Source organism: Chryseobacterium sp. R2A-55, from assembly GCF_021401085.1.
GTDB lineage: Bacteria > Bacteroidota > Bacteroidia > Flavobacteriales > Weeksellaceae > Kaistella.
Genome location: NZ_JACBFP010000001.1, coordinates 475,199 through 500,434, shown reverse-complemented (window position 1 = coordinate 500,434; position 25,236 = coordinate 475,199). Strand labels below are relative to the sequence as shown.

At 38.4% G+C, this 25,236-nt stretch carries 27 protein-coding genes and 1 riboswitch; of the genes, 15 read left to right on the top strand and 12 right to left on the bottom strand.

All coding sequences use genetic code 11. The annotated features are described in order from the left end of the window. Positions 1-55: 55 nt before the first annotated feature. From L0951_RS02275 to ppk1, 3 genes are all read right to left on the bottom strand, one after another. Positions 56-1,105: a hypothetical protein gene (locus L0951_RS02275; protein ID WP_234109236.1), complete on the bottom strand. Its 1,050-nt coding sequence runs from the start codon at positions 1,103-1,105 to the stop codon at positions 56-58. 9 nt (positions 1,106-1,114) lie between these two features. After that, complete coding sequence (locus tag L0951_RS02270; RefSeq protein WP_234109235.1) at positions 1,115-2,944, bottom strand: TonB-dependent receptor plug domain-containing protein; 1,830 nt, start codon at positions 2,942-2,944, stop codon at positions 1,115-1,117. Positions 2,945-2,993: 49 nt separating this feature from the next. After that, positions 2,994-3,155: riboswitch (cobalamin riboswitch) on the bottom strand. A gap of 255 nt (positions 3,156-3,410) precedes the next feature. Next, positions 3,411-5,468 carry a polyphosphate kinase 1 gene (gene ppk1 / locus L0951_RS02265; protein ID WP_234109234.1) on the bottom strand — a complete coding sequence of 686 codons (2,058 nt, stop codon included), beginning with the start codon at positions 5,466-5,468 and terminating at the stop codon, positions 3,411-3,413. A 206-nt stretch (positions 5,469-5,674) separates the two neighbouring features. Between ppk1 and L0951_RS02260 the strand changes: the two genes are divergently transcribed. Then, the gene (locus L0951_RS02260; protein WP_234109233.1) at positions 5,675-6,232 is read left to right on the top strand and encodes a fasciclin domain-containing protein; all 558 of its coding nucleotides are present in this window, start codon (positions 5,675-5,677) and stop codon (positions 6,230-6,232) included. 125 nt (positions 6,233-6,357) lie between these two features. Here L0951_RS02260 and L0951_RS02255 read toward each other — a convergent pair whose 3' ends face one another. From L0951_RS02255 to L0951_RS02215, 9 genes are all read right to left on the bottom strand, one after another. Continuing rightward, positions 6,358-7,578 carry a hypothetical protein gene (locus L0951_RS02255; protein WP_234109232.1) on the bottom strand — a complete coding sequence of 407 codons (1,221 nt, stop codon included), beginning with the start codon at positions 7,576-7,578 and terminating at the stop codon, positions 6,358-6,360. Then, the gene (locus tag L0951_RS02250) at positions 7,578-8,132 is read right to left on the bottom strand and encodes a Crp/Fnr family transcriptional regulator (protein WP_234109231.1); all 555 of its coding nucleotides are present in this window, start codon (positions 8,130-8,132) and stop codon (positions 7,578-7,580) included. Before L0951_RS02250 ends, L0951_RS02255 begins: the two co-directional genes overlap by 1 nt. Positions 8,133-8,296: 164 nt before the next feature. Continuing rightward, positions 8,297-9,064: an ABC transporter permease subunit gene (locus L0951_RS02245; RefSeq protein WP_234109230.1), complete on the bottom strand. Its 768-nt coding sequence runs from the start codon at positions 9,062-9,064 to the stop codon at positions 8,297-8,299. Continuing rightward, positions 9,061-9,774, bottom strand: a complete 714-nt coding sequence (locus L0951_RS02240; RefSeq protein WP_234109229.1) for an ABC transporter ATP-binding protein — start codon at positions 9,772-9,774, stop codon at positions 9,061-9,063. The genes L0951_RS02245 and L0951_RS02240 overlap by 4 nt, the downstream gene beginning before the upstream one ends. Before the next feature lie 179 nt (positions 9,775-9,953). Then, positions 9,954-11,180, bottom strand: coding sequence for a nitrous oxide reductase family maturation protein NosD (locus tag L0951_RS02235; RefSeq protein ID WP_234109228.1), 1,227 nt, complete (start codon positions 11,178-11,180; stop codon positions 9,954-9,956). Positions 11,181-11,186: 6 nt separating this feature from the next. Further along, on the bottom strand, positions 11,187-11,597 hold the full coding sequence (locus tag L0951_RS02230; protein ID WP_234109227.1) for a nitrous oxide reductase accessory protein NosL: 411 nt from the start codon (positions 11,595-11,597) through the stop codon (positions 11,187-11,189). Between the two features lie 61 nt (positions 11,598-11,658). Continuing rightward, positions 11,659-12,243, bottom strand: coding sequence for a hypothetical protein (locus tag L0951_RS02225; RefSeq protein ID WP_234109226.1), 585 nt, complete (start codon positions 12,241-12,243; stop codon positions 11,659-11,661). A gap of 134 nt (positions 12,244-12,377) precedes the next feature. Then, complete coding sequence (nosZ, locus tag L0951_RS02220; RefSeq protein WP_234109225.1) at positions 12,378-14,378, bottom strand: Sec-dependent nitrous-oxide reductase; 2,001 nt, start codon at positions 14,376-14,378, stop codon at positions 12,378-12,380. A gap of 48 nt (positions 14,379-14,426) precedes the next feature. Continuing rightward, positions 14,427-14,927: a c-type cytochrome gene (locus tag L0951_RS02215; protein ID WP_234109224.1), complete on the bottom strand. Its 501-nt coding sequence runs from the start codon at positions 14,925-14,927 to the stop codon at positions 14,427-14,429. Positions 14,928-15,071: 144 nt separating this feature from the next. On the opposite strand from L0951_RS02215, the gene L0951_RS02210 reads away from it, so the two are divergent. The 14 genes from L0951_RS02210 (at position 15,072) to L0951_RS02145 (ending at position 25,236) form a co-directional block, all read left to right on the top strand. Further along, the gene (locus tag L0951_RS02210) at positions 15,072-15,452 is read left to right on the top strand and encodes a c-type cytochrome (protein WP_410685772.1); all 381 of its coding nucleotides are present in this window, start codon (positions 15,072-15,074) and stop codon (positions 15,450-15,452) included. Between the two features lie 144 nt (positions 15,453-15,596). Further along, the gene (gene dnaK / locus L0951_RS02205; protein WP_234109223.1) at positions 15,597-17,492 is read left to right on the top strand and encodes a molecular chaperone DnaK; all 1,896 of its coding nucleotides are present in this window, start codon (positions 15,597-15,599) and stop codon (positions 17,490-17,492) included. 225 nt (positions 17,493-17,717) lie between these two features. Next, the gene (locus L0951_RS02200; protein WP_234109222.1) at positions 17,718-18,521 is read left to right on the top strand and encodes a helix-turn-helix domain-containing protein; all 804 of its coding nucleotides are present in this window, start codon (positions 17,718-17,720) and stop codon (positions 18,519-18,521) included. Between the two features lie 337 nt (positions 18,522-18,858). Next, positions 18,859-19,008, top strand: coding sequence for a hypothetical protein (locus L0951_RS02195; RefSeq protein WP_234109221.1), 150 nt, complete (start codon positions 18,859-18,861; stop codon positions 19,006-19,008). Between the two features lie 25 nt (positions 19,009-19,033). Then, the gene (locus tag L0951_RS02190) at positions 19,034-19,768 is read left to right on the top strand and encodes a hypothetical protein (RefSeq protein ID WP_234109220.1); all 735 of its coding nucleotides are present in this window, start codon (positions 19,034-19,036) and stop codon (positions 19,766-19,768) included. Positions 19,769-19,785: 17 nt separating this feature from the next. Continuing rightward, on the top strand, positions 19,786-20,022 hold the full coding sequence (locus L0951_RS02185; protein ID WP_234109219.1) for a hypothetical protein: 237 nt from the start codon (positions 19,786-19,788) through the stop codon (positions 20,020-20,022). A 36-nt stretch (positions 20,023-20,058) separates the two neighbouring features. After that, a complete protein-coding gene (locus tag L0951_RS02180; RefSeq protein WP_234109218.1) occupies positions 20,059-20,685 on the top strand; it encodes a hypothetical protein in 627 nt (208 codons plus the stop codon). 26 nt (positions 20,686-20,711) lie between these two features. Continuing rightward, positions 20,712-21,251 (top strand): hypothetical protein, encoded by a 540-nt coding sequence (locus L0951_RS02175; RefSeq protein ID WP_234109217.1) that lies wholly within the window; start codon positions 20,712-20,714, stop codon positions 21,249-21,251. 10 nt (positions 21,252-21,261) lie between these two features. Next, positions 21,262-21,981: a hypothetical protein gene (locus L0951_RS02170; RefSeq protein ID WP_234109216.1), complete on the top strand. Its 720-nt coding sequence runs from the start codon at positions 21,262-21,264 to the stop codon at positions 21,979-21,981. 28 nt (positions 21,982-22,009) lie between these two features. Further along, entirely contained in the window at positions 22,010-22,549 is a 540-nt protein-coding gene (locus tag L0951_RS02165) for a hypothetical protein (protein WP_234109215.1), read from the top strand. 12 nt (positions 22,550-22,561) lie between these two features. Beyond that, entirely contained in the window at positions 22,562-23,101 is a 540-nt protein-coding gene (locus tag L0951_RS02160) for a hypothetical protein (protein WP_234109214.1), read from the top strand. Between the two features lie 17 nt (positions 23,102-23,118). Further along, positions 23,119-23,679, top strand: coding sequence for a hypothetical protein (locus L0951_RS02155; protein WP_234109213.1), 561 nt, complete (start codon positions 23,119-23,121; stop codon positions 23,677-23,679). A gap of 34 nt (positions 23,680-23,713) precedes the next feature. Beyond that, positions 23,714-24,580 (top strand): tetratricopeptide repeat protein, encoded by an 867-nt coding sequence (locus L0951_RS02150; protein ID WP_234109212.1) that lies wholly within the window; start codon positions 23,714-23,716, stop codon positions 24,578-24,580. Between the two features lie 11 nt (positions 24,581-24,591). Continuing rightward, complete coding sequence (locus L0951_RS02145; protein ID WP_234109211.1) at positions 24,592-25,236, top strand: hypothetical protein; 645 nt, start codon at positions 24,592-24,594, stop codon at positions 25,234-25,236.

Here is a 25,236-nt window from a genome sequence, read left to right as displayed (position 1 = left end):
AAAAACCCTTTCAAACCAATGGTTCGGAAGGGTTTTTTCATGAAATATTTTGATTTTAGTTTTTGTAGAAACCGTTGGTTGAAATCCCTGTAGTGATCGTTTTCATTAAAGTTCCGGAAAGATTGTAGATTCTCACTTTGCTATTCCCACTGAAATTCGGGTCAGAGACAAATACTTTAGAATCAATGATATTGAATCCGTAAATAAAACTTGTGTCAACATCAAAAAGAGGAGTAGCGTTGCTGCCATCAAGTCGGTAAACTTTCTTCCCGGCCGTCACGAAATAAACCTGACCTCCATCTACCGCTAATTTTTCTCCATTCGGAATGTCAAACACTTCCTGTTGGGTAAATGCACCGGTTTTTGAATTGATTTTGTAAAGGTAAGTATAAACGGCATCCGAACTTAGAACATACGTTGAAGTCTGATCAGAAACCAGATCTCTGATGATTGCGGTATCGTTCAGCATAATGGTTTTGTCCACCGTGTTGGTTGCCGGATTGATTCTGGAAATCGTGTGTCCGGTCGCAATTTCATTATAGTTGCTGTCATAGGTCAAACCATCGGTCTGCACATAGATAAATCCATCAGATGAGGTGATTTTCTCGGCATAATTTGGGAAATCTATACTTTTTACAAATGCATTTGCATGGTCATAAATATTCACCTTTTTCACGGTGCTGAAATTGTTGTTGGTCACATATGTGTTGTTCGCGGAGAATGCCATGTATCTTGCCTGTTCCAGATTGCTGGTGATCGATCCGGTTTTCTTGAAGGTATGTCTGTTCACGATCTCAATTTTATTTGGCACATTCAGCACCAAATAGGCCAAATCGCCTTTGAAGCCAACCGATTGAAGAACATTTCCTAAAATTGCATTGGAGTTGTTGGTCCCGAAAATATTTTCTTCCTGTATGCCTAAGTCATTGGAAAGATAAGTCACCGTGGAAGTCGGCGTAGAAAAACCGCCTTCATTGGTGATCAGGATTCCGTTTTCATATTTCCCCAGTGAAACCGGTGGTGGAATTGGGTCGTCTTTTCTGCATGAAAGGTTGAACAATAAGGTTCCTGCAAGAAACAGCGTTGAGAGTTTTGAAAATTTCATTTTTAGGGTTTAAAAGTTGATTAATAAATTGGCGCTGTAATTCCTTTTTGGCAAAGGATAAAAAGCGGTTGTTTCATAAATTTGGTCAAAGATATTGTTGACTTTAAAACCGAACTGATAATGTTTGAAAAAAGTCAGATTCAATCCGGCATTGGCTACGAAATAAGGTTTTAAAGCAGCTAAAACACTTTCATCGGAAGTGGTGAAAGTCATTCCATTGTACATTCCCTGCACGAAAATTTCCGAGAAATCGTAGCGGTAACTTGCATTGGCAAAGAATTTATGTTTCGGAACGTACATCAGGAAACGGTCAGTTTCCAAATCCTTTGAATGGGTGAAAACATAACCTGCGGAAAGAGTCGCATGGTTTTTCCCAAAACTTTTCTCGAAATCCAGCTGCGATTCCAAACCGTAAGATTCCACTTTTTCGGTGTTAATGGGCGACCAAATTCCCGAAGATGTCGGCAACCAGCGAATCATATTTTCGATCCGTATATAATAAGGTGTAATGTTCAGTTTGAAATTTTTGTATTGGAAACGGTTTCCCAGTTCTGCCTGATGAGAAATTTCAGGTTTTAAGTCCAAATTTCCGCCCGGTTTCCAATAAAGGTCGTTGAAAGTAGGGTATCTGAAATTTCTGGAAGTGTTGAAAGTCAGCGCATACCAATCGGCAAACTGAATCTTTCCCGAAAAAGAAAACAAAAACGGCGCTTCAATTTTCTCCACGAATTCCTTTTTCGTACCGGCTTCAAAATACCATTTTTCCGCAGGATTCCAACGAAGCAAAGCCGCGACAGAACCAGCATTTCGGGAAATATTCTGAATTCCGGAAAGAAAACCTTCCGCTTTGTTCAGTTGATATTCGGTGATGATGTTGAAATTGAATTTTTCGTTGAGGGAATAATTCAAATCATTTTTGGCGATGTAGTTTTTCCCCATTCCACCGCTGCTTTTGGGTAGGTCTATATTTTGGAAATAGCCGAATTCTTCTTCCAAATAAGCCAGCCTCAAGATATTCTGGATTTTTTCGCCTTTAAAATTCCAACTCACCAAACTTCTGAAATTGTTGGAAAGATATTTCGTTTTCGTGGAAAATTCCGAGAAAATCGGGTAGTGCTGATTTCCTCCGTATAACTGACTTTGCCAAAAAACCGTATTTTGCTCATCGATTTTATAACCGATACCTAAATTGAAATTTTCGTTGTGGTATTGTCCGTTTTGATTCAGATAATTCTTTTCGGGGACCTCATAATTATTTTCGCTTTCGGAATAATTGGCGGTCAATTTCACACTCAGTTTTTCATTGCTGAAAGATGATTTTACAAAGGTATTGTACGTTTCAAACGAACCATATTCAAAAAAAACGGAATTCTTCAAACCACGGTTAAAACTTAATTCGTTGTTCAAGTGAATCGTTCCTCCAATAGCCGAACTGCCGTAAATCACACTTCCGCCGCCGGATTTTATTTCGAGATGGTCATAGCCGAGAAGGTTGAGATTATTGATATCGCCTTGTCCAAGAAACTGTGAATTCACATTGATCCCGTTCCAAACGAACGCGGTTTGCTGTGCCGTGGTTCCGCGAAAAGACGGCGCAGAAACCATTCCGCGGCCATTTTCTTTGATATAAACCGGCGATTGAAACCGGAGTACTTCGGAGAGATTAGTAGAATTCTTCAGTAAATCTTCTTCTTTTAAAGTCGAAATTTTCTGGATTTTTTTTGCATTACCGATTTGGTTATCAAAGATAAAAACGGTATCGATGATTTTTTCCTGTGCGGAAATCGGAAACGAAAACAGCAGAAATAATGCTGAAAAAAAAGGTAAGTTTTTGAACATTTTCAGGGCTTTTCCTCCGAAAGCAGTTTTTTGGGTTGAGCTTTCAGTAAGGTCTCCTGACTTTCACATTTCTGCGCCTTCTCTTCATGATCTTGAAAATGGCTTCTTTGCAGAAACTTTTTGCGGAATTAAGGCACTGTTAATGATTACTTAATCCTCCGTGATTTACAGTTGCGGGGACAGTTCGCGGATTTCACGCGATTCCCTTTTCTGAAAGTAGGGCGAAGTTAGGGAATTTTGGGGAGGTGGGCAAATTTGGGTAATTTAGTTTTTGCAAATGAAACTGGTCTTTCTTATTGGGTGCCTTCAGCAGATTTTTTAAAGCATAATTTTAGCAGCAGTTCATTTTAAATTCTGTTCGCAAATCTATGTTTTACTTTTGAGATTTTGTCCTTAAAAAGTTCATTAATTTCCTCGTTTTTCGTTTTTTTTCTCAATATTCTTGGACAAGCAATAAGTCATGTCTCTACTTTGATTTCAAATACTTATACGTCTCAATCTGCGACCGCACTTCGGTTTTTCCGTTATCCACATATTTGTTGCTCATCTTTTTGTCCAGAATTCTGGCTTTTACGTTGTCATTTAACTGGATTTCCAGAATGTCCTTGATTTCTTTTTTCAAATTTTTCTGATTGATTTTTGCGGCGGCTTCAATTCGGTAATCGAGATTTCTGGTCATCCAGTCGGCGGATGAAATGTAGATGTCTTCACTGCCTTTGTTGTAGAAATACATCACTCTCGCGTGTTCCAAATATTCATCCACAATGCTGATTGCCTGGATTTTTTGTTTAAATTCCTTTTGGTTCACGGCGCAATAAATTCCTCGAACAATCATTTTCACCACTACTCCGGCTTTTGCGGCATCGTAAAGTTTGGTAATCAGATTCCGATCGCTTACTGAATTGACTTTGATAATCATTTCCGCTTTCCTCCCTGCTTTGGCTTCCTCTATTTCTTTGTCGATGTGCCACAGGATTTTTTCCCTCATAAATTGCGGACAAATCAAAAGATTTTTACAGGTTTTCAAAACAGGAATAATATCGTCTTTGGGCTTTCTCAACACATGGAAAACTTTATTGATATCCGCCATGATTCCTCTGTCTGCGGTCATCAGCAAATGGTCGCCGTAAATTTTGGCTGTTTTTTCGTTGAAGTTTCCGGTGCTTACAAATCCGTACTGAATCGTTTTGCTGTGGACTCTTTTCTTAATGACGCAGAGTTTCGCATGAACTTTTCTGTTTGGAATTCCCACCAGTACTTTCACCCCTTCCTGTTCCAGAATTTCTTTCCATTCCAGGTTGCTTTCTTCATCAAATCTTGCCCGAAGTTCGAGCATCACCGTCACTTCTTTTCCGTTTCGAACCGCATTAATCAAAGCATTCACGATCTTGGAATTACTTGCCAATCGGTATGCTGTGATTTGAATAGACTTCACATCCGGATCCATCGCCGCTTCCCGCATCAGGTCAATGACGGGAGTGTAAGTGTGATAAGGAAAAGTAAGCAGTACATCTTTTTTCTGGATCACATCGGTTACTCTTTTTCCTACAAATTCCGGGTGGTCGAAGGAGTTTCTTTCCTCCGGTTTTTTGTAAGCTTTGAATACATCCGGAAAGTCCATGAAATGCCTGAAATTATGGATTTTTCCTCCGGGAATGATGCTGTCTTTTTTGCTGAGATTTAATTTCCGGATCAGGAATTCCAGCAATGCTTTGTCCATTTCCTTGTCGAAAACAAAACGGGTTGGTTTTCCTTTTCTTCGGGATTTGATGCCTTTTTCAATTTTTTCGGCCAAAGTCGTCTTGATGTCATTGTCTAAATCGAATTCCGCATCTTTAGTTACTTTGAAACAGTTGGCTTCAAAATCATCATATCCAAAATACGAGAAAATATGGGGTAAATTGAACGTGATGACGTCTTCCAGAAGCATCACGTTTTTTTCATCTTTATCTTCAGACGGAAGCAGCACAAATCTGCCGATAATCCGTGATGGAATCTCAATGATGGCGAATTTGCTTTCGTACTGCCATTCTTTTTTCCGCATTGCGATTCCCAAGTAGAGTGATTTGTCACGTAAATAAGGCATCGGAACGTTATTGTGAAGCAAAATTGGAATCACGTTGCTTTCTACCACTTCATCGAAATATTTCCTGACGAATATTTTTTGTTCCGGACTTAGGTTTTTTGCACTTTTAATAAAGATTTTCTGTTCCGCCATCTCCAGCTGGATTTTCTTCCATGTTTTGTCAAAATCCTGCTGCTGTTTGATGACGATTTCGTTGATGTTTTGCAGAATTTTTGACGGCGGCTGGTAAAAAGATTCGGTGATGAATTTATCCTTGAAGTCCATCGCGCGTTTCAATCCGGCTACACGTACCCTGAAAAACTCATCCAAATTATTGGAGAAGATGCCCAAAAAGCGGATTCTGAGGTGGAGCGGCACGTTTTCGTCCATTGCTTCCTGCAAAACTCTTTCATTAAAGGCAAGCCACGTGATATCTCTCGGATTATATTGATTCGGCATTTTCGGGATGAATATGATTTCTCAAAAATAGAGATTTCAGCGAAAATGTCAATGTGTAAGGAGGAAATTTAATATCGGAAATTTCATGAAGACCATATCTTTGTTGGTATTGGTGATAAATATCACGTAATCAATCCCTTATTATATGACCATGGTCATATTGGCTAATCGTTAATTGTGACTAATTTTAACAAAAAATTAAACAGATGAAAAGGTCAATTCTAATTTTAAGTGTAGTAGGATTTGCTTTGCTTTCCTGCAAGAAAAATGAATCAGCGGCAACTGAAAACTCAGCATCTGCAACTACTGAAACCGTGGGACACGGACAGGAAGGAGTGCAGGACGAGGAATCCAATCCAAACATCGTGCAGCTTGCAGCAAAAAATCCCGATCTTTCCACTTTGGTGAAAGCGGTTCAAACTGCAGGATTAACTACGTCTTTGAGCAACGCGGGTCCTTTCACGGTGTTCGCACCAGTTAATGCGGCTTTCGACAAATTACCGAAAGGTACGGTGGAAGACTTGCTGAAACCTGAAAACAATGGCAAACTCACCGATATTTTGGGGCATCATACTTATGTAGGAGTGATCAAGGAAGATCAAATGAGTGACGGACAAAATCTGGGAATGGTTGACGGTAAAAATATCACCATTAAAATGGTTGACGGCAAACCTACCATCAACGGAAAAGCACATATTTTGGCAACTGTTCCAGCTTCTAACGGTATCGTTTACGCAATTGACGAAGTGGTAGTTCCGGAATAAAGAATGTAATAGTTTATTAAATTTAATGATTGAAAGCGGTTTCGGGTTTTCCTGAAACTGCTTTTTTGTGGATTACTGAAAAGCCTGCTGGACTCAACTGCCACTTTCAAAAAGTGTGGGTCGCTTTAGATCTGATTTTCGGATTTGAATCTTAGATTCACAAAAATCACCAACAAAGCAACCATCATCAGTAGCGAAATATAAAACAAGGCATGATTGGCGTAAGGAACCGCATTATAAGTGATTGAAAAAACACCCATTAAGCCAAGTACCGCCTCGTTTAAAAATATACCAAGAAGCAGTAGTTTAAGTCCCAATGAAAGAGGTTTGGTATTGCTGAAAAGACGGGTCGCCAAGATTTGATTGATCAAGAACATGGCAATGCACATGAGTAAAACCAAGTGCAGATATGCGATGACAATATTTCTGAATCCGAAAGCGAACTGATTCACTGCAGGAATATTGGAACCGAGCTGCAATGCAATCTTCACTGCGAATGCGAATCCCGCAAAAAGCAGGATAAAGCGCTGCATGGGTAACCAGTTTGCTGAGATTTGGGTCCAGCTTTTCTTGACAAAGGCAAATAGCATGATCGCGCCAATTGTTTGCCCGATAGTGGCAATAGCGATTAATGTGAAAACATAAATTGGCATTTTGAACCAAAGAATAGAAAGCCCAAAACCAATTAGACAGCCCATAAACATTAACCAAAACAGCAATTTATTCTTCTTTTCAGAGATGGAGGAACCGATTTCCTTCAGCGAATAGAGCAGCAATCCAATGCAGGAAAAAATAAAGAATCCATTGTATTGGAAATGCAGATAATAATATTCCGAAGCCAAAAACATATTCTGGGTCGTGCTATTTGTTGCACTCATATAGCCTAAATTGAATACACCGAGCGAAGAAATCACCGCAAAAAATAAGCCCGCCAGAAACCACGGTTTTGACTGGTCTTGAATCTTTAGGGAATCTGCATAAAAAAGAAAGGCAAAAACAAAACTGACGAGCAGCGCAGTGGTGGAAAAAAACACCGATACCGAAAAGTATCCGCCATAAATGAAAGCGGCCAACATTCCGAAAGAGGAAATAATATTGGCGGTGAGGAGCGCTTTGTATTTGGTCAGTTTCAGATCAGGATTCATCTTACTCAGATAAATGACCACCAAAACATAAATCGCATTGGTAATCCAGGCATAAAATGCAAAGTGGGAATGCGCTTCCTGTAAATGCTTCTGGTCTAAGAATGGAAATGAATAAACAATTTTATAGCGCATAATCACGCCCAAAACTGCTGCCAAGAAAAAATTGAATACCGAAAATTTTAGCCAGAAAGCTTTGTTCATCAGAATAAGATTTTATGATTGATAAGTTCGATTTTATTCTCCCGTTCCATTTTTTTCACAGTACGGATCACGGTTTCAATCGCTAAACCGGTAGAGTTTGCCATTTCCTTTCGGGTCACCTCGATGATGCTTTTTTCGGTGAGTTCCAGGTTGTGGCTTCTTTTGTAGTTTTTCAGGAAATTCAGAATTCTTTCGTTGGGGTTTTGATGCACGATAGATTTCAGTTTCATGGTTTTGTTGTAGGCTTTTCTCGCTATCTCCATCGTGAATTTGAACATCATATCTGGATTTTCGGACATAAATTGATTAAAATGTTCAGTGCTGAATCTGAAAATCTCCGCGGTGTCACTGATGATTACAGAATTGGCGGGATACCTTTCGCCTAATAAAAACGGGGGTTCACCCAGGAATTTGAAATTAGAAACCTTTTCAATAAGGAACTCTTTACCTTCAGAATCGGTATTGTAAATCTTGATCTCTCCGTTCGTTAAAAAATATAGATTCAAAGCTTTTTCATCTTCGCGGAAAAGGGTGTCTTTCCTTTTCAAAAGCATTCGCGGAATCTTATTTTTCAACAGAATCTCTCGAGAAAACATATTTTTTAATTTGATCAAATATAGGAAAAAAAATAAACATCGACCGGTGACATAAGTCAGAAAAAAGCGCACAAGAGGTTAGATCATCCGGTAAAGATGCTCTTCAAATTTCATAACAATCGCTATAAATCCTTTTTGTTGAATTTAATCAAGGAGAGTAAAAAAGGAATAATCGCCCAAACCGCCATCACGACCAATGAAATTCCCATTCCGCCGCCGGATCCGAAAACCTGTTTAAATATTGCCCCGGAAGCACCGAGCATCGCCGAAACATCAAGCTGAAGCAACACGAAGATCCTGGCCAAACCAATCGGGTTTAGTCCCGCCAATGTCGCCATAATTCCTTCAATTGGGTAATCTGCAAACTGGAACATGAGAACCAACAGAATACCGTCATAAATTATCGCAAAGAAAATCCATAGAAAAATGGAGATTCCGATTCCTTTCGCCTTGTCCCGACTTGAAATCGCGGAAAGCATGGCAAAAGAAGTGAAAATAATGGACAGAAAAATACCGATAATAATTAAGGAAAATCCTGTCTCAATCGATGAATACAGAACAATAGGAATTCCGCAGCCGATCAGAAAAGCAAAAACCAGTGCTGTGGAAAGTCCCAGGAAAATATTGAACCAGACTTTGGTTCTGGGAACCGGCTGGCTCAAAAGCAACTCCACAAACTGACTGCTGTTGTACACGTAAATCGTAGAAAATATGATACTTACCAATGGAACCACGAGCAAAACCACATTCAGCAAACTCAAAGTCGCTTTGGTGTAATTGCTTTCCAGCCCAAGAACCGACCATGAAAGGATGAACAGCAGAACCGTGTAAAACAGGATGATTTTGTTTTTCAAAATATCAAAAAGGATAAAGCGCGCTATCTTGTTCATTTCTTCATTTCTTTTAAAATACTTACAATCGATTCTGAGATTTTCCCGGAATTGGTCTGTTTCAGGAGATCTTCCACGGATTGGTGCACCAAAACTTTTCCCTCGTTCATGAAGATGACTTCGCTCACGATTTCGTCTAATTCACTTAATAGATGTGAAGTGATCAGAATTAATTTGCCCCTATTTTTTTCTTTGATTATTTTCTTTTTCAGGATTTCTGAAGCGAGCGGATCAAGTCCAGCGGTAGGTTCATCCAAGATGATGATTTTCGGGTCAAACATAAACGCCAAAACCGCGCTCACTTTTTGGGTGGTTCCGCCGGAAAGGTTTCCCATTTTCTTGTCGAATATTTTTTCCAGCTCGAAAGCTTCCAGAAGTTCGTTGTCCAAATGTTCTTCCGCGAGTTTTCGGGTATCTTTAATCATTTGGATGGTGTGTCCGATGGTCATATTTTCCGGATACCGCCCGATTTGCGGCATATAACCGATATCTTTTCGGTACAGATAATGGTCCTTCACACTTTTTTCATTCACCAGAATATCGCCTTCTTCCACCACGTTTAAACCTAGAATGCATTTGATCATCGTCGTTTTTCCGCAACCGTTCGGACCGATGAGCGCAATGGAATGACCGTCCTGCAAATCAAGGGTCACATCCTTCACCGCGGTGAATTTCCCGAATTTTTTGGTGAGAGCCTGTATTGTAATCATAATTATTATTTAGCAGCACAAATTTCGGACTACTTTCTTCCGACTTCGCATTATTTTATTTTTGTGAAATAGCTCCTTAAAACTTCGGATTTGCTGTTTCCGTTTATATCTGAAGGGCGATCTTCAAAAATCAATTGTGCGTATTCTCTTTATTTTTTTTCTATAAAAATTTCTCCGGATTAAAATTTTACTTTTCTCATTAAAGGTTGCTCATCCACGAAGGTTTCCGGAGTAAGACTGGGAATCACTTTTTCAGTCTTGTCTAATAAATCCACGATGAATGTTTTGAACAAAAGCATCACGGACGGATTTTTTTCAACCAAATAAGAATAGAGACTCAACGGATGAAACGCAATGTCGCCGATTCCGTCCCTGTTTAAATCATAACCTTCATACTTGTCCCAATAATTATTTCTGAAATCATTCATTACCATCGTTCCGTTGGTGCTCACGTCAAAAGTGTTGTTGATGAAATTATTTCTTCGCACCCGGTTTTCCATGCAGTTGGCGTTGATTTTCATTCCCCACCCATTGTTTTGGAAATCGTTTTGGTAAAAGTCGATTTTTGTGGCACCGTCTAAAAATATCGCCACGGTATTGCTTTGGAAAACATTGTGTTTGATTTTGCTGAATGAGATATCCTTCAGTAATAAACCATAACTTCCATCGCCCCAGTTGTTGATGAATTTGTTTCCCATCATTCCTACGTTATTGCTGTACATCACGGCAACTCCCGCATTATTATTGTCGAAAATATTGGAAACATAAACATTGTCATTAGAAAACATGAAATGAAGTCCATAACGCAGATTCTTGACCGAATCATTGCGGTAAATGTATGATTGCACTACTTTTTCCAGGTAGATCCCATCTTTATGTCCGGAAATATAGTTGTTCTTAATCCAAAGTTCTTTGCTCACCCACGCATGGATTCCGTCACCGACTCCTTCCTGGGATTTGGAACGACTGGTGGTGATTCTATTATTCTGGATCAGGCATCGGTAACCTCGCTGAATATATATTCCGAAATAATTATTCTCAAAAATATTATTTTCAATCGTGGAAAAATGACTGTCGTACAAACGGATTGCGCCAATATTCTCCACTTCGTCTTCCCCGGAATTAATGATTTTGAAGCCTTTTAGAACGATGTGGTTCGAGCGAAAGGAGAGGATTTCATACTTGAATTCGCCATCCAGTACCGGTCTTCCGAAACCGATGAGGGTCAAAGGTTTGGTGATGCTGATGTTGCCTTCTTTGTAGATGCCGCTTTCCACCAAAATACTGTCGCCACTTTTTGATGAGGCGACAGCGCTTTTAATGGTTTTGTAGGTTTCATTTTTCCCGACTTTCAGCACGTTTGAAAACAGAAATACCGGAAAAAACAGAAACAGAAATCTAAACATTTTTTGCTATTTCGTTAAACTTGCACCGAGTTTTGCGGCTGCCTTTTCAGCATCTGCTTTATTTTTGAAAGCCTGTGTGTTGCCACCCATCGGCGATTTGATGGTTCCGCCTTTGATGAGTGTTGCATGTTTTTTTTCCAAAAACTGATCAGTGGGAAAATCTATGACGTAGGTTTTAGCATTTTTAGCTTTGTCTGGATTGGAACCTTCATACATATTCATGCAGTTGATGTCGTCAAATTTATAGACTTTTCCTTTCTCGGTGATCAGTTCGGTGGCATACTTAATCTCGGTAATCGTCATTTTGCAGTTATCACACTGGTCGCTTCCCAAAAGGAAATCTTTCGGTCCAGACTGTTGGCAGGACATAAATGCCAGTATAGATCCTGCGGCAATTAGAAATGGTTTTGCTTTCATAAGTTTTTAATTTTAGGTATTTAAATAATGGTAAAACTTCGGTTAGTTAGACTTTTGCAAATCATGCATTTTTCCTTTTTCTGAATTCTAAATATGCTAAGATAACCAAAATTCCTGCAACGGCGAACATAATGATTCCGCCTATATCGGGGAAGGAATAGGCGCCAAAGTTCAGAAGTTGTTTAAATCCGATTAATGGAGGTTGGTAAGACATTCCTGGAACCACGATTGCCGCGTTGGGATCCAAATTGTGTCCGTAATTGTATTCCCAAGCCCAGAAATCTACCATAAATGCAAGCCCAAAAATCAGAAAAAAGAGAGTAGTCAGATAAAGCCAAATCTTTTTATTGAGAAAAGCGGCGATGAAGCAAAGCACGCCAAAAAATCCCAATGCATAGGGTAAAACTTTAAATTCCCAAAAATCTTTCTGATGAATGGTCTTCATGCCGATGTAGTGATTCAGACCATTGATGATTTGATAATCACCGGTGATTTTGTGGGACCATAAAAACATTGCCAGTCCTTCAGGATATTGCGGTGCTTGCAGATAAATCGCCCATAATGGGACAAATATGGAAACGAACAGACCTAGTCCGCAAATGATTAAAAAGATGCGTGACCATTTGGATAATGAGGGATTTTTCATTTGATAATGATATTGGATAAAGGATAGTAAATTTCGTGATTTTTGAATCGTTTTAATGTGACTTGAATCACAACATGATAACTATCAGCAAAAGAAAAAAGGGCAGTGAAAACCGCCCTTTAAATTGATCTGTGTTATTTGGTTTCACCTTCTTTCACAGGACCTACAGCATTGTCCTTCTTATTATTCAGGGAATAAATGAGCGGAGTGTTGCTTCCTGCAGGTGATACTCTCACATAACCCTGCATTTCCTGGTGCAGCGCGGAGCAGAAGTCTGTACAGTACATTGGGTACATTCCCGGCTTCTTAGGAACCCATTTCAGCGTACAGGTTTCACCCGGCATGATTAAGAGTTCAGCGTTTTCATTTCCTTTGATGGCAAATCCGTGTGGAACATCCCAGTCTTGCTCCAAATTGGTGACGTGGAAGTAAACTTCGTCTCCAACCCGGATTCCCTCGATGTTATCCGGTGCGAAGTGCGAGCGGATGGAGGTCATGTAAACATGAACTTTGTTTCCTTCTCTCACTACTTTGCTTTCTGCTTCACCTTTGGTCACATATGGGTTTTTATTGTCTGCAATTTTGAAGAACTTCACCTGATTTTTTGATAATAATTCTCCAGGACAAGCTTGTGCGTAATGCGGTTCACCAAAAGTTGGAAAATCCAGCAGCAGTTTCATTTTATCACCACTGATGTCAAAAAGCTGTGCAGACTGAGCCAATTCTGGACCTGTTGGCAAATACCTGTCTTTGGTAATTTTGTTGTATGCAACCAAATATTTCCCGAAAGGTTTTTTACTGTCTCCACCAGGAATCATCAAGTGACCCACTGAGTAGAAAGTTGGCTGTCTATCCAAAACTTTCAGAGATTTAATGTCCCATTTTACCACTTCAGATGAAACGAACATGGAAGTGTAACCGTTTCCTTTTCCGTCAAATTCTGTGTGAAGTGGACCTAAACCTGGTTTTTGAACCTCGCCGTGAAGAGCTGCTTCATATTTAATTACATGAACTCCGTCATAATCAGATGCGAAAGCTTTATCCGCGATTGCTTTTTGGATTTTGTCGAAGCTGAATACTGGAATCAGAGCTGCCAGTTTTCCGGAAGCCACAATGTATTCACCGGTTGGATCCACGTCGCATCCGTGTGGGGATTTCGGGCAAGGAATCAGGTACATGGCTTCTTTCATGTCATCAATAGAAAGTACGGTAACTTCTTTCTTCATCGTTGAAGTTGCAGTGTGGGTGCTTTCATCGAATTTGTTGTGGGCATATTCGGTTTGCACTTTTCTGCCTTTTCCAGCTTTCACCAACTCGGCTGCTTTCACCCAATTCACTGCCAAAATGAAATCTTTGTCATTTTGGGACGCGTTTACTTCAAGAAGGGTGTTGGCTTTTTCAGAGTTATAGCAAGAGAAAAAGAACCAATCGTGGGATTTACCTTTACCTGCGTGAGAAAGGTCGAAGTTAATTCCTGGAGCTTCAATCTGGAAAGAGAGATCCATATCTCCACTGTCTTTGTTAATTCCAATGAACGACAAAACTCCTTTGAAGTTTTCTTTCATGGTATTAATCGGAACGTCTCCGTTTTTGTCATCGGTTGGCACCGCGAAACGGGTTCCTGCCACCACATATTCCGTGTTTTCTGTCAAGAATGGTGAGGAGTGGTTCCCTGCAGAGTTGGGCAATTCCAATATTTCAACAGTCTTGAATGTTTTCAGATCCAATCTTGCCACTCTGGGCGTGTTGTTGGCGTTTGCAAACAGCCATCTTCCATCCACTTCGCCATTGGTTTGAGACAGTGAAAGGTGGTGTTGGTCATCCCAGGGAATGAATCCATGAGAGGTTTGTAGCATCGGCTTGGTTTCTTCACTGTAACCATAACCGTTTTCCGGGTTCTGCGAAAAGACAGGAAGTACTTTTAGCAATCTTCCGCTTGGCAAACCGTAAACGTTTACCTGTCCATTGAAGCCACCGCTGACGAAGTTGTAAAACTCGTCATATTTTCCGGGAGCAACATAAACTTTCTCGGCAGCATCGCCACTTACAGCGTTCTCCGTTCCCTTTGGTTTACAGCCTGTCATCATCAAAATTGACATAAGGGCAGACCATCCAAAAAATTTTAGACTTTTCATATGAAATTGATTTACTGGATTTTTTCTTTTTTCTGCGTAAGAAAAGAATTACTTCGCTCCGTCGATTTCTCTCATGTATTCGAGAACTTCTCTGGCATCTTTTTCATTCAAACCTTGGTTCGGCATTCTCACCAAACAAAGTTCTAGTTGTTTTTGTAATTCTGGATCCACGTCGATCATTGGATCTGGATTGGAGATGAAGTTCATAATCCACTCAGGAGTTTGTCTTTTGGTAACTCCTTTCCAACCTGGTCCTACCAATTTTTCTTCGGTTGGTTTGTGGCAAGATGTACATTTAACTTCTGCGATCTTCTTTCCTGCAGCAGCCATCGCTGGATCAAATTTACTCACGTCCACGTTTTCGTGTGGGCCGAGTCCTCTTTTTGGATCATAAGTTGCGGGATCAACTGCAGCTTGAGTTGCAGGTGCTTCTGTGGCAGCAGCGCCCTCAGAAGAAGCAGTTGGGATGGAATCACTTTTTTTGTCCCCTCCGCAAGAGAAGAGTGCGAATGCGAATGCAGCTAATGCAAGTGTTTTTAAAGATTTCATATTTTAATAATTTAATGGTTCAAAAATACAAGTTTTGGTTCTAGGCTAATATGATTGCGGTCATATAAAGAGTATGACTTTTGTCGTGCATTTTATATTCGATTATTTTTAATAAATTTGCGGAGTATAAATATTGATAAAGATATGAATAAATTTTTGATTCTAGGGGGACTTTTTATGATTGTTTCTTGCACCAAGAACGTTGATACTGAAAAAGAAAGCAATGTAATGATGGAAGAACCTTCTCCCACTACGGGAGATGCCGCTTCTGGAAAGCATGAAGGTTTGGCGCTGATCGAAGGTGCAGACTGCTTGACTTGCCATAAAATAGATACCAAAGTGGTTGGTCCTTCTTATCAAGATGTTGCGAACAAATATACGGATGCGGATATTGATATGCTCGCACAAAAAATCATCGACGGTGGAAAAGGAAACTGGGGCGAAATCCCAATGACTCCGCACGCAGGCATGAGCAAAGAGACTGCAAAAAAAATGGTTGAATACATTCTTACCTTGAAGAAATAAATTTTCCTTTTTTAGATACCAACGCCATACATTCTTGTTTGGCGTTTTTTTTTGTTTTCTTATGTCAATTTGTCACAAAAATTCAGTCGGCATAAAATTGGAGAAAGCCATTGCAAATATTAATAATTAAAAAATATAGACAATATGAGCAAAATAATTGGAATTGACTTAGGTACAACCAACTCTTGCGTTGCCGTGATGGAGGGAAAAGACCCTGTTGTAATTCCTAACGCTGAAGGGAAAAGAACCACGCCCTCTGTTGTAGCTTTCACGAAAGACGGTGAAAGACTGGTGGGGGATCCGGCTAAAAGACAAGCGGTAACCAACCCGCACAATACCGTATATTCTATCAAGAGATTTATCGGTACCCATTTTAAGGATGATGCAAAAGAAGTGTCAAGAGTTCCATATACTGTGGTTTCTGGACCAAACGATACGGTAAAGGTAAAAATTGAAGACCGAGAATATACTCCGCAGGAAATTTCAGCGATGATTCTTCAGAAGATGAAGAAGACTGCGGAAGATTATTTGGGTCAGGAAGTTACCAGAGCGGTAATCACCGTTCCGGCATACTTCAACGATTCACAGAGACAATCTACAAAAGAAGCAGGCGAAATTGCCGGCCTGAAAGTGGAAAGAATCATCAACGAGCCTACTGCAGCTGCTTTGGCTTATGGTTTGGATAAAAATCACAAAGACCAAAAGATTGCTGTTTACGATTTAGGTGGTGGTACTTTCGATATCTCTATCCTGGATTTGGGAGACGGAGTTTTTGAGGTATTATCTACAAACGGAGACACCCATTTGGGAGGTGACGATTTTGACGACGTCATCATCAACTGGTTGGTTGACGAATTCAAAACGGAAGAAGGAGTTGACCTGAAAGTGGACCCGATCGCACTTCAAAGATTGAAAGAAGCCGCTGAAAAAGCAAAAATCGAGCTTTCTGCTGCGTCACAGACTGAAATCAACCTTCCATATATCACCGCAACCGCAACAGGTCCAAAACACCTGGTGAAAACTTTGACCAGAGCAAAATTTGAACAGCTCGCCGAAGATCTGGTAAAAAGATCCATGGAGCCTTGTAAAAAAGCGTTATCTGATGCAGGATTGCAAACTTCTGATATTGATGAGGTAATTTTGGTTGGAGGTTCTACCAGAATTCCGATCATCCAGGAACAGGTGGAAAAATTCTTCGGCAAAAAACCATCAAAAGGAGTAAATCCAGATGAGGTGGTAGCGGTGGGTGCTGCAATCCAAGGAGGAGTGTTGACCGGTGATGTAAAAGATGTACTTCTTTTAGATGTGACTCCGCTTTCACTGGGTATTGAAACCATGGGTTCGGTTTTCACCAAACTTATTGATGCAAATACCACCATTCCAACCAAAAAATCTGAGGTGTTCTCTACCGCAAGTGACAATCAGCCTGCAGTTTCCATCAGAGTCGGGCAAGGTGAAAGACCGATGTTTAACGACAACAAGGAAATCGGAAGATTTGATTTGACCGATATTCCACCCGCACCGAGAGGCGTTCCACAAATTGAGGTGACCTTTGACATAGATGCAAACGGTATCCTGAGCGTTTCCGCTAAAGATAAAGGAACCGGAAAAGAGCAATCGATCAAGATCCAGGCAAGTTCCGGGCTTTCTGACGCCGAAATCGAAAGAATGAAACGTGAAGCTGAAGAGAATGCTTCCGCAGATGCCAAGAAAAAAGAAGAAGTTGAATTATTCAACAAAGCTGACGGCTTGATTTTCCAGACTGAAAAACAGCTGAAAGAGTTCGGCGACAAACTTTCTGCTGACAAAAAAGCAGCGATTGAATCTGCTGTTGCAGAATTGAAAACCGCTTTCGAAGCTAAAGATTCCGAATCTGTGAAAACCAAAACAGAAGCATTAGACGCAGCTTGGATGGCGGCTTCCGAAGAGCTTTATGCAGCCGGACAGCAAGCCCAAGGTGCTGATGCAGGTCAGCAAAATCCAGGTGGAAATGCAGGTGCAGAAGATGTGCAGGATGCAGATTTCGAAGAAGTGAAGTAATCATTGATTTTCATCTGTAAGTGATATTATCAAATCGCTGTAAATAATTAGTTTACAGCGATTTTTTATTTTTGGTATTTTTTTTCCGTTTCGGTTTTGATGGGTTTTTATTTTTTTTTAAATGCCTATATGGTACTTCCGGTCCCCATTGTTTTTTCCGAAATAAATACTGAAATTTGACCATTCTGATTTTCAAAACATCTATTTCGAATCTCGCCTATGCACATGGTATTTTATAGAACCCGAAACAAAATCCTGCAAAAATACCTGGAAGGATACTATTTTTTGGATGAAGATGCGAATTTAAACACCATTCGATACAAAACCTTTCCAAACAATTACAGCATAGTGTCGGTTTCGCGCAATGCAGAGGCATATTATGACCGCGGGAAAATAATTATCACTGCTTCTGCTGTTCAAAGGATGAACACCGATATTTTCCTAAGATATACAGAACCCATCGAAGTAGTTTACGAAAAAGCAATTGATGAAATTACCTTCTATTTTAAACCTCTTGGCTTACATCATTTCATATCCGAGTCCAATTTTAGCTTGGTTCAAAAAAGGTTGATGAACTTTTCCATCTTTCCAGATTTCAATAAAAAAATGTTTGAAATATTTGATTTGAATGATCGGGAAGAGCAGATTGAAGCTATGGAGAATTATTGGTTGTCAAAATTAAAGGAAAAGGATTTTCGTTTGATGGAAAAACTTCTATTTGAAATAGAGACCAGTGATTTAAAAATCGACGAAATAGCCCGAAAATTTCAATTTTCCCGCCAGTATATCAATAGATTATTTCTGAAACACATAGGGAAGTCGCCTACTGAATATCGCAAAATACATCGTTTTAGGAATGTCATCAAACAGATAAGCGAGGTTAAAAATCTGAAAGAAGTCACGCTCGATAATCTTTTTTACGACCAATCCCACTTCAACAAAGACTTTAAAGGGTTCACCAAAAGTTCGCCATCTTCCTTTTTTAAAAATGTAGATACCCAAAAAGAAAATGTCTGGCTTTTTATTTAGCTGGTTTACATTTTTACAACAATTTTTTGTTCCTGTTCTTTATTTTTGTCATTCAACTCTATTTTTGGACTAGGGTTGAGGTAATTATGTATTTTATATTGAAAATTTGATAAAAAGGAACATTAGAAAATAACAGCACTTTTATGTCATGAAAAAATCAGCATTGATCATCATCGCTTTGTTGAGCATCCTATTTGCCCATGCGCAAACCATTGAATCCAGTAGTCGTTAAAGCATCGGAAAAGTAAAAAATATCTCGCGAAGTTCATTTTAGAATATCCGCCTATTACGAGTAGTGAAAGATCCCGCATATTGAAATAGAAACTGCATTAAAAATATGGAAACAATAAAAAATTTCATCACCCAATTTCTGCAAGCAGAAGCCAAGGCAAGCGACGCTTTGGTAAAACCGAATTTAGAAGACTACAACAAGAAACTCGAAATAATGAACGCTTTATGCCACCTATGCACGACAAAGACGGAATGAAACATTACGAAATGGATATTTAAAAATGAAAACAACAACATTTTTACTCTTTCTTCTGCAATTATTATTTCTTTCCTGCATCGGGCAAAAGAACAAAAACACCTATACCCAGAAATTAGAATATGCATTGAAAGGACCTGTAAAAAAGGTAACAACCTGTATTCAGTCAGCAGAAAATGGAAAAATCCCCACAGATACCATTAATTATGCAGGAAAAACATCGATGACTTTTGACCGATTGGGTAATATGTTGGTGATGCATCGCCTCTGGAAAGCTGACACCACCGGAAAAAGCAAAAGAAGAAAAACCGAGTTTACCATGCAGTTTTCAGGACAAGGAAAAGATATTTCTTTTAAAGATTCCTATCGTTTGGAAGATGGCGACCTGGAGGAAACCGGCGGCGGCACTTATGTTTGGTCAGACGATTATCACTATACCATTGTGCCCTCAAGAGAAAGTTCTTACAGAAATGTTGTTGCCCTCGACAAAGAGTACAGACTGCTCAATACTGCTTTTATGGAAAATGACAGTCTCCAGACCATTGAAGAACTCGAATTTATTTACAAAAACAATAAGCTACAAGAAAGAAAAAGCAAAATAACGGAAAACAAAGATGGAAAAACGGAAGTGTCTTATAGAATTCAGGTAGTACAGCAATCGGATCAATATGGAAATCCAACGCTGATTTATGGATACAGCGACATGGACAAACAAAAAATAACAGAAGTTCTTTACAAAGAATATCAATACTACGAATAGAAAACAGTTATTTTAAAATGAATGCCAAAAAACTAGTAGAAAAAAAGGACTGGAATTATTATGTTTATCAAGATGGTAATATAATTCTATTATCTGTCCCCATTCCGAAACCGGCACCAGGTTTTGATGTTCTTTATACTTTGACCGAAGCTGAAAAAGAAAACTATTTAAGGATAGGAATTGAAGCCCTTGAAAACAGGATAGAAGATATGAAAATAAACTTTTCAAATTATAAAATGAATTCCTGGAGATAAGAAAATGATAACAAAATAGAAAACTCAAAATGCATCATGATTTTTGCCATATACGATTTTACACGTTTTAAAAACGAATTACCCGATTTTAATTTAAGATTATTATTAAATATCGAGGATTTAAACAATACTATTTTTGACGAAGTGTTTGCTGTACTTACACCACCGCAGCAAGAGCAATATATTCTTTTTAAAGCATCTGAAGAAGCCAAAGAATACAGAGAAAAGCGAAACGCAGAACTACCTTATGTCGATTTTAGTAGTTTGCCCGAGACTTTTGACGATGATTTATTACAAAAAATCATGGTATATCAAAAAGACGGAGCAGTAAGAAGGGCGGTTTATGATGCCTTATCAGAAGATCACAAAGGTCAGATGGCGCGATTTGACGCAAAGATACGTGAAGAAGAAAAGGCCAGAAGTCGTGCCTTAATGACAGACGAGGAAAAAAGAAAAGAACAGGAATGGTGGGATAATTATAATGCGGATCCCACCCCACGTTTTTTCGGGAACATGGGAGAACCCGATACTGTTACCGGTTATATTTTAAAATATGGTTTTAATCCCATAACGCGTGAGCCGGAAACTATTGAAAGTTTTGAAAAAAAGTATACCATCGATCCTAAAACAGGAGACCCAATACCGAGAGAAAACAAAGAATAATTCAATAATACAAATCAGTTAAATAAATGAAAACTATAAAAACATTCATAGAAAACTTTCTACAAGCAGAAGCCGAAACAACATTTTTGATGAGACAACCCAATCTTGAAAATTATAACAATGCGCTTGAAAAAATGAATGCTTATTGTGTGGAATCTTTACAGAATAAATTTGGGCTAATTCCACTTACTGAATTGGATGAACCTGAATATTATGAAAAATGGAGTGCGAAAAAACACCCAAATCCAAGGCATATCTATAAAATTTCTCAGTATCAAAACGAAACATATAACGATGTTTATGTGGTTTATGTTTCAGAAAAGAATCCTGATGATGAGATTTTTCAATATGGATGGAGTCTTTTCGTTACTTCGCTAAAAGATGAATTAAAAATCATTCGCAATTATTCTTTAGGAGATGCCATGCGTGTAAAAGATAAGTTTGAAGTAGGGCAGGGTGTAACGGATATTTCATTCAAAACGTTGAAGAAGCCAATTTCTATCGAACGCTATCAGAAACCAGAAGATGACGATGATGCCATGGAACATTATGAAATGGACGTTTAATAAAAAAATTATGAAAAGAATTATATCCCTATTTCTTCTCCTTCAACTGTTTGTTTCCTGCAACGGACTGAATAATAAATCGGTCTATTCCCAGAAATCAGAATCCGGGCTGAATGGCTCTGTAAAGAGAGTAACCAAATACATCTGTCCGGTAAAAAACGACAAAATTCCCACAGATACCACGCATTACACCGCAAGAATAACCACAACCTATGATAGAGAAGGCAATTTTCTAACAGAAAATAATTTTTACAATTTAGAACCTAAAATTACGGAATACTTAACCACTTATTCCGGAAAAGGGAAAAACCGAACCTATGTTCAAAAATCCATACAAGGGGATTTGGTTGCAGATGGCAGTTACAAATACGTTTGGTTGGATGATTACCATTTTAAAGTTGTTCCTTCTGATACCGGCAATACTTCAGGTTTTGTAATAGAATCCAGATTAGACAAAGATTTCAGAATAATCAAATCTATTTATAAGATGAGAGATACAATCCGATTAACCGATGAATTTGAATATGTCATAAAGAACAATAAAGTGCAAGAAACAATACATAAAAGAATGGTGGATGAGGGCGATAACAAGCGGATTATAAATCAAGTAATTGTATCGCAGGAATTTGACCAACAAGGGAATCCTACTTTGATTTATATCTACAGTCGTCCCGACAAACAACAGTTACAAAACGTAACCTTCATGATATATGAATATTACGAAGACTGAAAAAAATAAAATTACAATTAATAAAAATATGGAAATAATAAAAATATTCGTAGAAAACTTTCTACAAGCAGAAGCTACAGCAAGTGAAGCATTCGTAAAGCCAAATCTGGAGGATTACAACCAAAAGTTGGAACAGATGAACAGCTTTTGTGTAACTGAATTGCAAAACAATTTCGGAATGATTCCACTCACAGAATTATGGGATGCTGATTTATACGAAGAATGGCAAGATGCGCCTGCTATAAATCCGAGAGATATTTATAAAATAAGTCATTATGCGGATGAAAAATATGGTGATGTATATGTGGTTTATACTTCCTTAAGTAATCCGGACGGCATTATTTTCCTATATGGAGAATGTTTGTTTATTGCCAACATCAACAATGAATTTAAAATCATCAAGAGGTATGTTTTTGGAGATGAAACGCTGAAAAAAAGAAACTTTGAAAATGGTTTAGGTCTTGCAGATATTTCTTTCAAAACCCTGCAAAATCCAATCGCAATAGAACGCTATATGCCACCTACACACGACAAAGACGGAATGGAGCATTACGAAAAGGATATTTAATCAAAAAAAATTATGGAGGCAATAAAAAATTTTATCATCCAATTTCTACAAGCAGAAGTGATAGCAACAGAAGCATCTGTAAAACCAGATTTAGAAGACTACAACAACAAACTTGAAATGATGAACAGCTTTTGTGTGTCTGAACTACACAATAAGTTTGGAATGATACCACTTACAGATTTAGAAAGCGATGAATTCTACGAACGTTATAAAAATAAAAAGTCAAGAAATCCAAGACTCATCTATAAAATTTCGCAGTATGAGGATGAAAATTATGGAGATGTTTATATAGCCTATATTTCAGGGAAGAATCCAAACGAAATGTTTTTTCTGTATGGAGAATGTGTGTTTATAAACACAATAAACAGAGAACTGAAAATCGTAAAAAACTACACATTTGGAGATGATATGCTTCTTAAAAAGAAATTTGAAACACCACAAGGATTACCCGATATTTCTTTTGAAACTTTAAAAAAGCCTGTCGCTATCGAACGTTATCAAAAACCCGAAGATGACGATGATGCAATGGAACATTACGAAATGGATATTTAATCAAAAAAATAAAAACCATGAAAGACATCAAACAATTTATAGAGCAGTTTATTCAGGCTGAAAATCAATTCACAAAAATGAAATATGATATTCTTGTAAGTGATGACGATTGTCAGGCTCAGGCAGAAAAATACAACAGTTTTTTCCATTCCAATAATGCTCCCAACGATAGAAGAACAGGTAGAGAATTTAAGAATGAAGAAAAAAAGGCATTTTCCATTACCAACAAAGAACGTGCAATTCCCCGCAGCTTTTTCCAAATCAAACATTACGAAAATTCTGTTTTGGGAGATGCCTTGAAGCGTATCGTTACAGGGACAGATATATATGCTTGCTATTTGAGCTATCCTTCAAAAGGCGGACGGGATTTGTATTTCTCTTCTATTTTTTATGTAGCCCAAACCAACGAAGGACAAAAAATCATTTATTATAAAGGCTTTAATTCCGATACAGGAATTTGGTATCATCCGGTGGATTTGGACACGGTAACAGTCTTCAACGAAGGGAAACTGATTGAAGTTGAAAAATACAAGGCTCCCGAAGAAGAAACAAGTTTAGCAGATTATAATAAAGAATAATATTTAAAAATAAGCCTTTATAAGTTACCTCAAAATGAAGTATATAATTTTATGGATAGCACTGCAAAGCTGTTGTGTCACTTTTGGACAAACAGCAACGGAATATTATGAACGAGGAACATCAGAAGAAGCAAAAAGCAATTTTGAAGCTGCTATAAAAGAATACAGCAAAGCAATCGAAATCGATGCTGCATATACAGATGCTTATTATCTTCGGGCAAAATTGTATTATGACACCAATCAATATCAATCGGCATTAGCGGATTTGGATAAAGCCATTTCGTTACAGCCGGTTCCCGAATTTCATCTCGCATTGGTTGAGTTGCGGGGAGAAATTTATCTGAAAATAAATGACAAGGAAAATGCCTGTCGAGATTTTATTCAAGCCAGTAAATTAGGCGGAGATATAGATGATGAGTATCTGGAATCTTGTGGATATCACCGGATAAAAAAAGAAGCCGTTTACGTGGATTTACCGGATAAAAAAAACTGGAAAATAAAGGAACAGTCTTTTTCGGTTGAAGATAACCAATATCTCATTTTGCTGATTAACGAAAAAACAGAGGAACTTTTAAAGCTTATTTCAACCTTAGACACAAAAAACAACGATTTGGAACAAATGATGAACAATATCTATAGTAATTTAAAAGGCAAATCGGAAGAAACCAAAATAAGTTTATTCGAAAAAGACCTACATGCAAAAGAACCTTGGATGATGTATTCCATAGAAAATATGATAAACGAAACAGATAATCGTAAAGAAACACAGGTTCGGCTTTTAATTCAAGGCGAAAATTGCCTGCATTCTTGTGTGATTTCCGTTCAAAATAATGTACTCACAGAAAAGAAAAAAGAAGAACTGATACGGTTTTTCAAAACCGCAAAAATAATTTACCGTTAAAAAACAATAGTATGGCACAACCATTTACAGATTCGATATACGAAGCACTCATCATCGCAAACGAGGAGTTTAAAACCATTGAAGAGCTTCAAAGCAATGGCAATCCCACTTTCAAAGAGGAATCACCGGAATTAAGTCGTTTGGATTCCGTTCATCCGGGCATCGAACATTATTTTAGAAAACTCAACAACGGTTGGTCTAAAAGCTGGAAAAAAGAGAAAAATGGCAATATTGGAGGGAATATTCAATTAGCTGAACTTCGACATTTACTAACGGGAGCAAACGGAAATGGTATTTACTTCAATGAAGATTTACCGCAAGATGCAGACATTCGTTTCTTTCATCCATTGGATTTCCCTACTCCTGAAACCTATGTCGGTTTTATCATCAAGCCCGATACAATTTACAAATCAGTTTATTATCTGTCGGGAGATAACGAATTGAGCAACCTCGATTTGGATTTCCAAGGCTATACCGAAATGGCTTTTGAAGCACGTGTATTCAACTATTGGCAACGTGTTTTATTGGAATATATGAACGGAAGCAGTTCAGCAATTACAGAAACCTTCAAAGCTGAAATGCCGCAGATCTTCCCGGATTGGAGTTGGGAAGATTTCATAGCAAAATTTGAAAGTTTAAGAATTTCTAAAAAATAA

Excerpts from the sequence above, each read along its gene's own strand:
- L0951_RS02150 (WP_234109212.1), top strand. The coding sequence starts at position 23,714 with ATGAAGTATATAATTTTATGGATAGCACTGCAAAGCTGTTGTGTCACT.
- ppk1 (WP_234109234.1), bottom strand. The coding sequence starts at position 5,468 with ATGCCGAATCAATATAATCCGAGAGATATCACGTGGCTTGCCTTTAAT.
- L0951_RS02195 (WP_234109221.1), top strand. The coding sequence starts at position 18,859 with ATGGAAACAATAAAAAATTTCATCACCCAATTTCTGCAAGCAGAAGCC.
- L0951_RS02270 (WP_234109235.1), bottom strand. The coding sequence starts at position 2,944 with ATGTTCAAAAACTTACCTTTTTTTTCAGCATTATTTCTGCTGTTTTCG.
- L0951_RS02165 (WP_234109215.1), top strand. The coding sequence starts at position 22,010 with ATGGAAATAATAAAAATATTCGTAGAAAACTTTCTACAAGCAGAAGCT.
- L0951_RS02215 (WP_234109224.1), bottom strand. The coding sequence starts at position 14,927 with ATGAAATCTTTAAAAACACTTGCATTAGCTGCATTCGCATTCGCACTC.
- L0951_RS02255 (WP_234109232.1), bottom strand. The coding sequence starts at position 7,578 with ATGAACAAAGCTTTCTGGCTAAAATTTTCGGTATTCAATTTTTTCTTG.
- L0951_RS02260 (WP_234109233.1), top strand. The coding sequence starts at position 5,675 with ATGAAAAGGTCAATTCTAATTTTAAGTGTAGTAGGATTTGCTTTGCTT.
- L0951_RS02180 (WP_234109218.1), top strand. The coding sequence starts at position 20,059 with ATGATTTTTGCCATATACGATTTTACACGTTTTAAAAACGAATTACCC.
- L0951_RS02240 (WP_234109229.1), bottom strand. The coding sequence starts at position 9,774 with ATGATTACAATACAGGCTCTCACCAAAAAATTCGGGAAATTCACCGCG.
- L0951_RS02210 (WP_410685772.1), top strand. The coding sequence starts at position 15,072 with ATGAATAAATTTTTGATTCTAGGGGGACTTTTTATGATTGTTTCTTGC.
- L0951_RS02200 (WP_234109222.1), top strand. The coding sequence starts at position 17,718 with ATGGTATTTTATAGAACCCGAAACAAAATCCTGCAAAAATACCTGGAA.
- L0951_RS02245 (WP_234109230.1), bottom strand. The coding sequence starts at position 9,064 with ATGAACAAGATAGCGCGCTTTATCCTTTTTGATATTTTGAAAAACAAA.
- L0951_RS02160 (WP_234109214.1), top strand. The coding sequence starts at position 22,562 with ATGGAGGCAATAAAAAATTTTATCATCCAATTTCTACAAGCAGAAGTG.
- L0951_RS02190 (WP_234109220.1), top strand. The coding sequence starts at position 19,034 with ATGAAAACAACAACATTTTTACTCTTTCTTCTGCAATTATTATTTCTT.
- L0951_RS02155 (WP_234109213.1), top strand. The coding sequence starts at position 23,119 with ATGAAAGACATCAAACAATTTATAGAGCAGTTTATTCAGGCTGAAAAT.
- nosZ (WP_234109225.1), bottom strand. The coding sequence starts at position 14,378 with ATGAAAAGTCTAAAATTTTTTGGATGGTCTGCCCTTATGTCAATTTTG.
- L0951_RS02250 (WP_234109231.1), bottom strand. The coding sequence starts at position 8,132 with ATGCTTTTGAAAAGGAAAGACACCCTTTTCCGCGAAGATGAAAAAGCT.
- L0951_RS02275 (WP_234109236.1), bottom strand. The coding sequence starts at position 1,105 with ATGAAATTTTCAAAACTCTCAACGCTGTTTCTTGCAGGAACCTTATTG.
- L0951_RS02170 (WP_234109216.1), top strand. The coding sequence starts at position 21,262 with ATGAAAAGAATTATATCCCTATTTCTTCTCCTTCAACTGTTTGTTTCC.
- L0951_RS02145 (WP_234109211.1), top strand. The coding sequence starts at position 24,592 with ATGGCACAACCATTTACAGATTCGATATACGAAGCACTCATCATCGCA.
- L0951_RS02235 (WP_234109228.1), bottom strand. The coding sequence starts at position 11,180 with ATGTTTAGATTTCTGTTTCTGTTTTTTCCGGTATTTCTGTTTTCAAAC.
- L0951_RS02230 (WP_234109227.1), bottom strand. The coding sequence starts at position 11,597 with ATGAAAGCAAAACCATTTCTAATTGCCGCAGGATCTATACTGGCATTT.
- L0951_RS02185 (WP_234109219.1), top strand. The coding sequence starts at position 19,786 with ATGAATGCCAAAAAACTAGTAGAAAAAAAGGACTGGAATTATTATGTT.
- L0951_RS02225 (WP_234109226.1), bottom strand. The coding sequence starts at position 12,243 with ATGAAAAATCCCTCATTATCCAAATGGTCACGCATCTTTTTAATCATT.
- L0951_RS02175 (WP_234109217.1), top strand. The coding sequence starts at position 20,712 with ATGAAAACTATAAAAACATTCATAGAAAACTTTCTACAAGCAGAAGCC.
- dnaK (WP_234109223.1), top strand. The coding sequence starts at position 15,597 with ATGAGCAAAATAATTGGAATTGACTTAGGTACAACCAACTCTTGCGTT.